General features: G+C 33.3%; 12 protein-coding genes. 7 read left to right on the forward strand and 5 right to left on the reverse strand.

Annotated elements, in window-relative coordinates:
* Positions 1 to 348: 348 nt before the first annotated feature.
* Positions 349 to 597: a hypothetical protein gene (locus JR312_RS03530; protein WP_416647746.1), complete on the reverse strand. Its 249-nt coding sequence runs from the start codon at positions 595 to 597 to the stop codon at positions 349 to 351.
* Between the two features lie 397 nt (positions 598 to 994).
* On the opposite strand from JR312_RS03530, the gene JR312_RS03535 reads away from it, so the two are divergent.
* The 3 genes from JR312_RS03535 to JR312_RS03545 all read left to right on the forward strand — a co-directional run bounded on the left by JR312_RS03535 (position 995) and on the right by JR312_RS03545 (position 4024).
* Positions 995 to 1549 (forward strand): hypothetical protein, encoded by a 555-nt coding sequence (locus JR312_RS03535; RefSeq protein WP_416647747.1) that lies wholly within the window; start codon positions 995 to 997, stop codon positions 1547 to 1549.
* A 230-nt stretch (positions 1550 to 1779) separates the two neighbouring features.
* On the forward strand, positions 1780 to 3006 hold the full coding sequence (gene mtaB, locus JR312_RS03540) for a tRNA (N(6)-L-threonylcarbamoyladenosine(37)-C(2))-methylthiotransferase MtaB (RefSeq protein ID WP_416647748.1): 1227 nt from the start codon (positions 1780 to 1782) through the stop codon (positions 3004 to 3006).
* Positions 3007 to 3064: 58 nt separating this feature from the next.
* Entirely contained in the window at positions 3065 to 4024 is a 960-nt protein-coding gene (locus JR312_RS03545) for a P44/Msp2 family outer membrane protein (protein WP_264331240.1), read from the forward strand.
* A 542-nt stretch (positions 4025 to 4566) separates the two neighbouring features.
* On the opposite strand, the gene JR312_RS03550 is transcribed toward JR312_RS03545, so the two are convergent.
* The 3 genes from JR312_RS03550 to JR312_RS03560 all read right to left on the reverse strand — a co-directional run bounded on the left by JR312_RS03550 (position 4567) and on the right by JR312_RS03560 (position 7321).
* A complete protein-coding gene (locus tag JR312_RS03550) occupies positions 4567 to 4929 on the reverse strand; it encodes an IS630 family transposase (RefSeq protein ID WP_416647749.1) in 363 nt (120 codons plus the stop codon).
* 404 nt (positions 4930 to 5333) lie between these two features.
* Entirely contained in the window at positions 5334 to 6848 is a 1515-nt protein-coding gene (gene secD, locus JR312_RS03555; protein ID WP_416647750.1) for a protein translocase subunit SecD, read from the reverse strand.
* Between the two features lie 107 nt (positions 6849 to 6955).
* Positions 6956 to 7321 (reverse strand): hypothetical protein, encoded by a 366-nt coding sequence (locus JR312_RS03560; RefSeq protein ID WP_264331238.1) that lies wholly within the window; start codon positions 7319 to 7321, stop codon positions 6956 to 6958.
* 119 nt (positions 7322 to 7440) lie between these two features.
* Here JR312_RS03560 and hemC point away from each other — a divergent pair, with 119 nt between their 5' ends.
* Positions 7441 to 8319 carry a hydroxymethylbilane synthase gene (gene hemC, locus JR312_RS03565; protein ID WP_416647751.1) on the forward strand — a complete coding sequence of 293 codons (879 nt, stop codon included), beginning with the start codon at positions 7441 to 7443 and terminating at the stop codon, positions 8317 to 8319.
* Entirely contained in the window at positions 8310 to 9194 is an 885-nt protein-coding gene (murB, locus tag JR312_RS03570) for a UDP-N-acetylmuramate dehydrogenase (RefSeq protein WP_264331236.1), read from the forward strand. Before hemC ends, murB begins: the two co-directional genes overlap by 10 nt.
* A 79-nt stretch (positions 9195 to 9273) precedes the next feature.
* Here the strand turns inward: murB and JR312_RS03575 are convergent, their stop codons facing one another.
* Complete coding sequence (locus tag JR312_RS03575; RefSeq protein ID WP_416647752.1) at positions 9274 to 9747, reverse strand: hypothetical protein; 474 nt, start codon at positions 9745 to 9747, stop codon at positions 9274 to 9276.
* 118 nt (positions 9748 to 9865) lie between these two features.
* On the opposite strand from JR312_RS03575, the gene JR312_RS03580 reads away from it, so the two are divergent.
* Both JR312_RS03580 and pyrE read left to right on the forward strand, forming a co-directional pair.
* Entirely contained in the window at positions 9866 to 11050 is a 1185-nt protein-coding gene (locus tag JR312_RS03580) for a dicarboxylate/amino acid:cation symporter (protein WP_416647753.1), read from the forward strand.
* On the forward strand, positions 11047 to 11637 hold the full coding sequence (pyrE, locus tag JR312_RS03585) for an orotate phosphoribosyltransferase (RefSeq protein WP_416647754.1): 591 nt from the start codon (positions 11047 to 11049) through the stop codon (positions 11635 to 11637). Before JR312_RS03580 ends, pyrE begins: the two co-directional genes overlap by 4 nt.
* Positions 11638 to 12146: the final 509 nt, after the last annotated feature.

A 12146-nucleotide genomic window follows, 5' to 3' on the forward strand; every position in this document is an offset into this window, starting at 1 on the left:
TTGAATTGAAAATGCGGTTTGACACACTTTTTTGAACGTTCCCTAATCTGACAGAAAAACTAATATCAATCTCTATTTTTGATGCTACTAATATTTTTCTAAAAAGCAATATGTTTGCTATCAAGAAAAGTCTGCATAGCAATATTTACCTAAATGAGGCCTTGTCTCAATTCCTAAATATAGCTGTGATTTTCTGGTTTATCATAGCCCATATCAGTCAAAATGCGCGATAATAGCACCATCAAAGAAAGATATATTAAAAAGATTAGCGGCAGTAATTGCAGTTTTGTCTGTTTGCCATATCAACTCTTGAGTAGGTATCAATAATAATGATAATCTATATATCTGCTATAAAACCTCGAGATCCGTAGAATAGGGCTGACTAAGGTTCTCATACATTCCTGTATGCTGAGAACATAAAAGCTCTTTTGATTCTATTCCTAAATCCTCAAGTATTTGCTCCTGTTCAGCTATAAGTTCTGATAGCCCTGTTCCACTTTCACTTACTTCACTTCGTTCAAGACACACAAGTTCTGTTAACTCTACTATTTCCTCTCTAGAAAGCTGATTTTTTTCAGAAAAAGTTGCTTCACTCATATGGTCCTCTTTTTGATATAAAGAGTATCTTATACAAGAGAATAACTAAAATAATCTAAACTCTTGTGTCATATTTGTAGCTTGGTGTAGTTATATGGTACATTTCAGATAAAAGTACTGATTACCTAATTGTAGGAGAAGACCTAGTCAAGATATAAAAAAGCAGTGGAATTGGGGGTGGTAAATTTTAGATGAAGATCAGTGGAATAAAGTGGTAAATTCAGAAGTGCCTGAATAACTGTGTGAACTAAGTTCGGAGGAGAATAGTATCAAGAAAGGAGAAAATTATGTGGTTTTACCTTTATTGATGTATTAATTGAGAAGATTTCTTAAAAGTTAATGTTTTGTTAGTTGTTTCATGCTAAAATAAGCATATATAAGTAATTAGGAAAATGTTATGCGGTCTAATTCCAATTCACTTAATAAATACGTATATGTATCTGATGCAAATGGATTGTCTCACCAACAAATGGGAATGTATGCTGATCTAGGAAGATATGAAGTTGCTGATGAAGATATGATGTACCAAAAAAACTATGGTATTATTGGTGATGGTTTAAAAAAAGTAACAAATCTGACTGGAAATACAGCAAAGAGTATAGCAGATTACCTTATTAAACCTGTTAGTGATCAGGTTGCAAAGCAAATTGTTGTTCCATTAGGAACAGAGATTATAAGTAAAATTGTCGTACCTATTACAAAGAAAGTTGCAGAACAAAATCGAGATATGATAAAAGAGCTAACAGATAAACTCATGGTTCGCGTGGAAGATTTTGCTCGGTTACAAATAGAAAAATTAAAAGAAGACGTGAAGCAAGAGATAACATCAATACCAGGTAAAGTTTTAGAGAAGATAAAACCTTCTTCGTGGCTTCCATGGAAAGCAGAAAGTTTGGATGAAGCTTATTCTGACACTTATGTACCAAATGATATAGATGGATTTGCATGGTAGAGCTTCAGGGTTTAGCAAGATGTTTTTTGGTTTATATTCGCTTGAGGTTAACATCATTGGCCTTAAGCCTTTTTTTCTAAGGAACATAATGTCAAAATGTTAAATGGTCTTACCGCATATCTGCAAATTCTCCCTGTGAGCTCCAACTCTAGCGATTCTGTTTAAGTCTACCAAAAAATAGTCATTTTGCTTGAATATTTGATATAATTCAGATCTATTAAAGCAAAAGCATGAATGAAGTAATAACATTTGGTTGTCGTCTAAATTTTTACGAGAGCGAATTAATCAAAGAAGCATTAAAAAAAGCAAAGAGAGAAAATGTTGTTGTGGTGCATAGCTGTGCAGTGACAAATGAAGCAGAACGTCAAGTAAAGCAAAAAATACGTAAGACCTATAAAAACGACCCAAGTAAAGAAATTATCGTAGTTGGCTGTGCCGTTCAATTAGATCCTAAATCATATAGTGATATTCCTGGTGTAAGTAAAGTGCTAGGTAATCAAGACAAGCTAAGAGCTGAAAATTATCTACTAAATAATGATGAAATCTTAGTTAGTGATAACCAAGTAGAACCTATTCTCATTAATAGATTTGAAGATAAATCAAGGGCGCTTATTGAAATTCAAAATGGTTGTAATCATAGCTGTACATTTTGCTCAATTACTGAGGCAAGAGGGAATAATCGATCTGTGCCAGTAAACAATATTATAGAGCAAATTAAGATTTTTATAGAAAATGGGTATCAAGAAGTGGTGTTTACAGGTGTTGATATTACTGATTTTGGTACAGATTTGTTTGGTAAGCAATCACTTGGTTCAATGATTAGAAGAGTTTTAAAGGATATACCACAGTTAAAGAGACTAAGACTTTCCTCTATTGATGTTGCTGAAGTTGATGATGAACTAATGGATTTAATAGCTAATGAGTCAAGACTTATGCCTCACTTACACTTGAGTCTACAGTCTGGTAATAATTTAATACTAAAGAGAATGAAACGTCGTCACAATAGAGAACAAGTGATAGAATTTTATCATAAAATGAAGAGCTTGAGGCCTAATATAGCATTTGGCGCTGATATTATTGCTGGATTTCCAACAGAAACTGATGAAATGTTTGAGGATACAGTTGATTTACTGAAAAAAATAAATGTAGTTTATCTACATGCTTTTCCATATTCAGAGCGGAAGAATACACCTGCTGCACGAATGCCACAAATACCAGAGAATGTGCGTAAAGAACGAGTAAAGCATCTAAGAGAAATAAATAAAGAAATGATGAGCAGTTTTTATCAATCTTTGCTCGGCACTGAGCAAAGCGTTTTGGTTGAGCAGAATAATATTGGTAGAACAGAAAATTTTGCATTAATAAAACTTACATCAAGAGTTCAAGCTAAAAGTATTGTGAAAGCTCATGTTAAAGGAATAGAAAATAATTGTTTAATTGGAAATATTATTTCTTAATTTTGTACATTAAAGGAATATATGATATAGTAATCATACTATAAGTGATAATTCATTTATGATAACTAGAATATCTATTGCTTTATTTTTCATCTTCATTCCATGTGTCTATTTTTTTATTACTTATATCAGTAACAATACACACATTGAGCAAATACAACCCTTAAAACTAGAAACAGACAATAATGAAAATGTGATATATTCTGAAGAAGTTACTGAAAAAAAAATACTAATTAATGATTTAAAATATCAAAAGCCTGAAAATAGTTCTGTTGAACAACCTTCTGTTGTTCAAATAACTGATCAGAAAAATATGTGGCCAAGTATTGCAGATCAAACTGAACCTACAAAGGAAAAATCAAAAAAACTTGATTTCTATGTTAGTGCTAACGGTGGTAAGATATGCCATGATAATTCAGAAACATTTGTAAAGGGTATAAAGGCAATAGGAGAAAGGTTTATTAATTTAATCAATACAGCTAATACTAATCTTTCTTTGCAAGAAAAATTAGTATCAGTGTTCATCAAAGCGGGATTAGTGGATGAAATTCAGAGTATAAAAAAATTTAACGGCAAAATTGATTTCCAGTGGCTTAGGAGCGTATCTTTAGGTTACTATGCTGGGGAAAATGGCCGAGTTGATTTTGAAGCTATGTATTCTACAGCCAATATTGAAGATAGTAATTCTCCTCCGGTATTTGAGAAATCAGCAAGCGTGTTTGGATTTTTATTAAACTTCTATTATAACTCCAGCATTCAAGATACACAATTTGCTCCGTACATTGGTCTTGGTATAGGGCCAACAGTTTTTAGATTAAAAAAGATTAATGGGTCACCAGAAAATTCAATGCCACTGAATGTTCCTTGGTTTGCTTATCAAATAAAGCTTGGTGTTAATTATTTAATAATCCCAGAAGTTAAAACCTTTTTCGGCTATCGTTACTTTAGTATCCCAATACCTATTGCAGATGATATATCCACTCATAGTATTGAAGTTGGTTTGATGTTTAATTTCTAGTAATAATATCTGTTCAAGGGCATCTGAAGCAAAAGTGGTCAGTGCTTGCCATTAGACTTCTTGGATAACTTAAGAAACAAGTAGTAGAAGCAATATTAGGGAAGGTATAAATTTTGAGCAGGTAAGTAAACTTGATGAAGAGAAGCTTCGAAGACTAAGAGGAGTAAAAGGAAAAACATTGGAAAAATAATAGAAATTTTAATAGAGGAAGAGGCCAAGAAAAAGGCAAGAGGAGGAAAACCAAATAAATAATGCATATTTATTAATAGCACTCGAATATTTGTGTAAATACTGTACATATTTCCATATAGCGCAAAGCTATGGAATAAGTGAAAGTTCTTGCTAACAGCTGAATAGAAGATGCATTGATAAAACATCCAGATTTCAGGAAGATAAAGAGCTATTAAAGTCAAATGTAGAATACGAGATTTTAGTAATATAGCTAACCGAAGTAAGATTTGCCTGAGCACTAAAAACAAAATCAATAGCCGAATTAATATTGGGCCAAAAGGTTTGTAGAGCCTTTCTTATGGCGTGCTTGATCAGAACTTCTCAATCGGATTTAAATCTGGCGAGTATGGAGGCAAGAACAAAATTTTACACCCAATATTTTCTATCAAATTTTTTGTCCTTGCAGATTTATAAAAGCTCGCATTGTCGAGAACAATAGTCTGTCCAGGTTTAAATACAGGAACAAGTACATTTTCTACATAAGCATCAAAAATCTCACTATTGCAGTAGCCATCAATTATCCATGGTGCTTTAACTTTTCCTTCATTCAGTGCTCCAATTATGCTTACCCTCTTTCTTTTAAACCCTGGGGCAAATAACCTCTTGCCTCTTTGAGACCACCCATATTCATAAAATTCATTGTCCTCTATTCCAGACTCATCTATGTATATCAAGTTTTCTTTATTTATTTCTTCTACTTTTTTATGAACTCTTTGCGTTTCTCTTTCTCGATAAAGAAAAGTTTTTTTTATATGTATAGTTTACTTTGCTAAGGTAGTTATATACTGTGTTTCTACACATATTACCAAATTCTTCAATTATCTTTTCAATTCTAATATCCATCCAGAAATTTGATAAATCTATCCATATCTTTAATCTTATGGCCATATCCTTTGTGATAGCCTGAAGATGGTTTCTTTTTTCCTTTTCCTCCACAAATATATTGTTTTTATGCTTACTAAATTGGTGAGCATGTTACAACGTTTTTGACGACGAAAAGACTGGATAGCTACTTGCATGACAACCATTTAGTTGTCTTTTCTCGTCTATCTTATTTTGTCACTCTTCTGAACAGATACTAAAGTACTAGCTTTTGTGGGTTGATGCACAATTCTATCAGAAGTTTTGTGACTATAATTGCAGAAAACATCGAGCATAAAACTCCTATCGATAAAGTGATAGAAAATCCTCTAATTGCTCCGCTACCAATAATGAACATTATTCCCGCAGCAATTAGTGTAGTGAGGTTTGAATCAAGAATTGTTTTTATTGCGTTTTTAAATCCTTCGTCAATGGCACGAGCTGTTCTTTTTCCCGCTCTTATTTCTTCGCGAATGCGTTCAAATATTAAAACATTTGCATCTACCGACATGCCAACAGTTAGTGCAATTCCAGCAATTCCAGGGAGAGTAAGAGTTGCTTCAAGTAAGGTAAGAATGAGTAGTATAGAGATTACATTAAAAACGAGTGCAACAGACGCTAACAAGCCTAATTTGCCGTAAGTAATGATTATAGATAAACCAACGGCTATGATAGAGATTATTGCTGCAATTTCTCCTGCTTTTATTGACTCTTCTCCAAGGCTTGGACCAATGTTTTTTTCTTCAATTATTTTAAGTGGTGCAGGTAGTGCACCTGATTTTAAAAGTATTGCAAGTTCACTCGCTTGTTTTTCAGTGAAATTACCGCTAATTTCTCCCTCTCCATTTAGAATAGGTTCACGTATTGTTGGTACAGTTAAGACTGTGTTATCTAAAACAATTGCAAAAGGCTTTCCTACATTTTCTTTAGTAATTTTTGCAAATTTTTTGCTTGCTATGCTGTCGAATTTGAAATGTACTGTTGATTTACCTAAATTGCCAAATCTAACTGATGCGTTAACTAATGAATCACCGCCTATTTCAGTTTTGCGGAATATCGGGTAGGAATTACCCAAAGAATCTTTGAGCATTACAGTAGTTTCATGGTCTATATCTTGCAACTTTTCTATGTTAGTATTTGCCAAATGAAAAGCTAGCTTAGCTGTTTTGCCAAGCAGAGATTTTATCTGCTGAGTGTCTTCTACTCCAGGAACTTGAACTAATATCTTATTTTGCCCTTGTTTTCGTACACTTACTTCCTTTGTACCAAGCTTATCTAAGCGCCTTTGGACATTAATTATTGACTCCGAAACTACCTCATTGATTAATGAATTCTTATAATGCGGTTTATATGAAATGAAAATTGCAGTATTTTTTCTACTCAATTCTAAATTTGGGTTTATTTTATGTATTAACGTTGAAACTTTTTTGTAATCATCAATATTATTTAAAGTTACAACCACTTGTTTATCGTTCTTTGCGCTAAATTCAATCTTTTGTGTTAACAGACCTTCCTTTATTTCATCGGTTAGCATGCTTAGTTTCTCTTTGAAGTAAAAATCTAAGTCTACGTTTAGGAGTATAGATGATCCACCTTTCAGGTCGAGCCCTAGATTTATCCTCTTTTTTGAGGTGAGAAACTTATTATCAAAGAAGTTTGGCAGTATTATATATAAAGATAGCAAAAAAATTAGCAATACTGAAAGAGATTTAACTGTGAACTTGTTCAGCATAAATTTAAACTATACTTAGGTACAGTGTAAACTGAATGGTTGCTAATCACAAGCACCTAAATGAAAAGGTCCGTGAAAGATAAAAAACAAGCCTAGAACCAATATCTCTATAATTGATTTTGTTCTTCTAGAACATCATTTATTGAAGCAGTATAAACACATGTATTAGGTTCAGAGTTGGCTCTCAGATTCTCTGTTTGTTTGTTTTGTCTAATTTTGTCAATTGCAAGGTAAGTGCATAAACCAAGTGTTAAGAAAATAACTATGCTAAGTGGTATGTGATTAGCAAGAAATTTACTATAACTTGAATCTTTCCAACCGAGAGGACTAGATAGAGAGGGGTGAGAGAAAAATCTGGGAATTGCTAATACTGCACTTAATGCTGTTAGAATAATAGCGACAGTGGCACCTACAAGAGGTAAAATATTCTTTTTATTAAATCTGCCATTAGAATCTTTTAAAATATCAAACATACATACTCCTCGATTACTAAATGTTCGTGATACTAAGGGCTAATTGTAAAATGTTCAATAACTAAATTGGAGATAATAAAAAATGGGCATAGAATATAGACATATAATATGAAGGATATATGCTAGTTAAAATAGGTACGAGAGGAAGCGACCTTGCGATCATCCAAGCTTTGGAAGCAAAACAAAGGTTATTAGAGTCTTTTCCTAATCTATCCGTTGAGATCATTAAAATCAAAACTTCTGGTGATAAATATGCTAATGTAACCCTTGCTGAAATAGGAGGTAAAGGACTGTTCCTCAGGGAGATTGAGGCTGAATTACTCAAAAATAATATAGATATGGCGGTTCATTCGCTAAAAGATGTACCTGCGTTTTTCTCGAAGGACTTAACAATTCCTTGTGCTTTAGAGAGGCTAAGTCCATGTGATGTATTTATTTCTCATAAATATAAGAGCCTAAAAACTTTGCCACAGCAGGCTACAATTGCAACTTCTTCAATAAGAAGAAAAGTTCAGCTACTAAATCTCAGGCCAGACTTAAATGTAGTGCCACTGCGTGGAAATGTGACAACTAGACTGCAAAATCAGAATTTTGATGGAATGATTTTAGCCGAAGCAGGACTGATAAGATTAAAAAAACACCATTTAATTACAGAAGTATTATCACCAAAAGTCATGTTAAACGCAGTAGGGCAGGGGGCAATTTGCATTCAATGCCGAAAGAATGATATAAAAGTTATCGATCTTTTAGAGAAAATTAATAATAATATGTCTTTTATAAGGGCAAAATCAGAGCGCAGTTTCATGAAGACAGTAAATGGTTCATGCTTTACGCCGCTTGCAGCTTTAGCAGAATATGTGAGTGAAAACATGCTGAATCTTTGTTGTATGTTAGCAGATGAGAAAGGTATATACTTCACTGAGCGTACTTCGTTTGTAGAAGATGCCGAAAAAATGGGTATGGATGCAGGATTAGAGTTAAAATCAAAATGCTTATAAGCTTACCTAAAGTATGTGGAATCTACCGTTATAATGTTTCAATGTCTAAAATGACTTGGTTAAATGTTGGTGGCCAAGCTGATGTACTATTTAAGCCACGTGACGTTGAAGATCTAATGTGCTTGATAAAAGATACTGAGTTACCAATTAGCATTATCGGTGCAACATCTAACATAATAGTGCAAGATAGTGGCATTCGAGGAATAACGGTGAAATTAGGTAAGGAATTTGCATATATTAAATGTAAAGATAATAGCTCCATCGTTGCAGGTGGTGCTGCACTGCTTAGTAACCTTGCCTACTTTGCAGGGGAACAGCAAATTAGTGGGCTTGAGTTTCTTGCTGGAATTCCAGGAACAGTTGGCGGTGGAATAGAAATGAATGCAGGTGCATATGGTAGTGATATTGCGAGTGTTGTAAAATTTATAAGGGCAGTGAATCTAGAAGATGGAAATTTATATGAATTTTCCAGTGAAGAAATGGGATATTTTTATCGTGGACATAGTCTAAAAGGCAGGTGGATTTTTATTGAAGCTGAATTTAAAGGAGTAAGTTCAGAGTATGAGCTTATATTGCAAAGATTGAAAGAAGTTATTGATAAAAAAAATAAAAGCCAACCAGTAAGAGGAAAAACTGCTGGCTGTATATTCAAAAATCCAATAGGCTGCAAGGCATGGAAACTGATTGATGAATCTGGCTGCCGAGGATTAGATAATGGTGTAGCTAAAATTTCTAAGAAACATTGTAATTTTCTGCTCAATTACAATAATGCAACTGCACTTGACTTAGAAAACCTTGGCAACAGAGTACAGAATGCAGTAAAAGATAAATTTAATGTTGAGCTTGAGTGGGAGATAAGGGTTTTGGGTAGGTAACTTCTAATCTCCTCTAATATGACCTACGTAAATTGAGTACCTCAATTTACGTCCAAGATATATTATTTTGCGAGTCTTATTACGCTTCTCTTGAGGAAAAGCATTCTTTTATTTTTTCAATTACCGGTTCTATGATGTAGTGATTTATTTTCTTAATCATAGGTTCTACAAGCATATTTCCAACAATAAGGCCTGTAATTGGGGCAATAATTCCTATTGTCGCACCCATCAAAACTGCTGATCCTGTATTTAACATTACACCAGGAAAAATAGCACCTATAGCTGCACCAAGACCAATCCCGATTGCAGTGCTAGTAACGCCCATACAAAATATAGGAAAAATGCATTCTCGATTTACTTTATCTTCCTTATGATCACAATATGTAAGGTATGCGATAGATAATATTGTAGAAACAGCAGCAATAATTCCACCTATAATGGAAGGTGATAAAACTGCGAAACTTGGGCCAAGACCTACAAGCACTCCTATTGCAATATTCATTCCCATTAATATTCCAACAAGGATTAACTCTTCTTTAGTTTTTTTATCCATACCCCTCCTTAACACTTAATTAATAATAAAATGTTACTCATCTTTACCTAACCTGTAAAGTTATCTTAACCTAATTCCAAAAATTATTGTATAATATCATTTTGAGGTTTTATTTTCAATGCGCAAACTTGCAATATTCTTTTCTATACTGTTTGCGGTAATTGCTTACTATTTAAACAATGAAGTGATATTTGAAGTAGCAAGGCTACTTAGTGATATATTCATCAGTTTATTGAAATTGATTAGCTTACCTTTAGTTTTTCTATCTATCGTGTCCACAATTTCGGGACTTAAAGACTCAATTGAAATTAAAGTATTACTTAAGAAGACACTGTTTTATACGCTGCTTACAACCATTATAGCTGCATTTGTTGCGCTATCTTTCTATTTATTCATAGATCCAGTAAGAAAAAATTTCATAAGTAACACAATAGAAAGTGTGAGTGACAGCAACCACAATTACTTTTCATACTTAAAATCACTCATTCCTTCGAATTTTGTGCAAGTTTTTCTTAAAAATAATGTTATTGGCAGCATATTGATTGCTTTTTTGATGGGTGGAGCTATTATTTCGCTCTCAAAAGAAAAACAGAATATATTACACCAAATATTCTCTGCACTGTTTGATACACTTCTTAAAATTGCTCAAGGGTTATTAAAGTTTATTCCTCTTGCTGTATGGTCTTTTATCACATGTTTTTTATACGAGTTAAAAGGTGGCAGCGAATTCCATAGTCTTTTTTGGTATTTTGCTTGCATAATGTCTGCAAATTTCATGCAAGCATTTGTGATTTTGCCACTACTCATGTGGTATAAAGATATATCACCAATTCAAACGATGAAAGGTGTTATGCCAGCACTTACACTTGCGTTTTTTTCTAAATCATCTAGTGCAACGCTGCCTACAACTATAGAATGTGTGCAAAATCAGCTAAAGGTACCAAAGAAATTGTCATCTTTTATTCTACCAATATGCACAACAGTCAATATGAATGCGTGTGCTGCATTTATTTTAATCACAGTGATGTTTGTTGCAGAGATGAATGGGCACACATTTTCCTTAAGTGAGATGTTCATATGGATTTTTTTAGCTACAGGAGCTGCAATTGGTAACGCTGGAGTGCCGATGGGGTGCTATTTTATGGCAACTAGTTATTTGGTATCAATGAATGTTCCTTTGTACATTATGGGATTGATTTTGCCTATTTATACAATCATTGATATGTTTGAAACTGCAATAAATGTGTGGTCTGATATCTGTATAACACAGATAATTAATAAAGAATTTAAAACTCAAGAATGATATTAGATAATACAATAATAAAAGAATTTGAAGAGGCTGGTGCGATTTTGCACGGACATTTTGTACTCTCATCAGGGCTGCACAGCAACACTTACATACAATGCGCTAAAATTTTTGAAAATCCAAGCAGAGCAATGAACGTTTGTGAGCTATTGGCGAATAAAATAAGAAAAGAGCTTATTGAACCCATAGATTTAATACTATCTCCTGCAATTGGTGGAATAATCGTGGGTTATGAGATTGGTAGACAGCTTGGAATAAGAACAATATTTTGCGAACGTGTTAATGGTAAGTTTGAATTACGCCGTGGATTTGAGATTAAACAAGGTGAGAAAATATTACTAATTGAAGATGTGATTACCACAGGTAAATCTTCACTTGAAGCAGTAAAATGTGCAGAAGAGAAGGGAGGTAAAGTTGTTGCTGGAGCTTCTTTGATCAAGAGAAATAGTGAAACAAAACTACCTTTTCCTATCATATCTTTGATTGAACTAAATATCAAAAACTATAGCGAGGAAGAACTGCCAAGTGAATTAAAACAATTACCCATAATGAAACCTGGGAGTAGAGGATATTTAACAAAGTAATTCTATATATGGCTAAAGTGATTCAGTAACTTTTACGTGTTATATGTTGATCTTTTTGCATCAAAGTTAGATATTACAGTTTATTTTCCTGTATTCGTTCAACAGAATGGTAAAATAAGATAGACAAATAAAGATATAAAGTAAAAACAATGATAGGTGTCATTCCAGCGCGTGACTATGTAATCCAGAAAGGAACAATGGATCCCAGTGTCTGAGCACTGGGATGACAAGGTAGGAAGCACTGGGATGAAACCTTTTTGCTTCAATATTTTGCACAGTAGCTATGCAACTTAACAGATACTTTTCTCTTCATTTATCCTCAGGTTTTTATGGGTTAAAAAAAACATAAAAACCTTATATAAAACCCCTGTTGTGATTAAAAATACACTAAATCTTGGTTTTCACATATTTCATCTTGTGCAGCAAAAGACAATAATTTTGCGCTCTCAAGGAAACTTTTTGTACTATAGTATTTCCTAAAGTAAATGATAAAGGTATAATAAAGTATT

This window comes from Wolbachia endosymbiont of Nasonia giraulti, from assembly GCF_048054155.1.
Lineage (GTDB): Bacteria > Pseudomonadota > Alphaproteobacteria > Rickettsiales > Anaplasmataceae > Wolbachia > Wolbachia pipientis_C.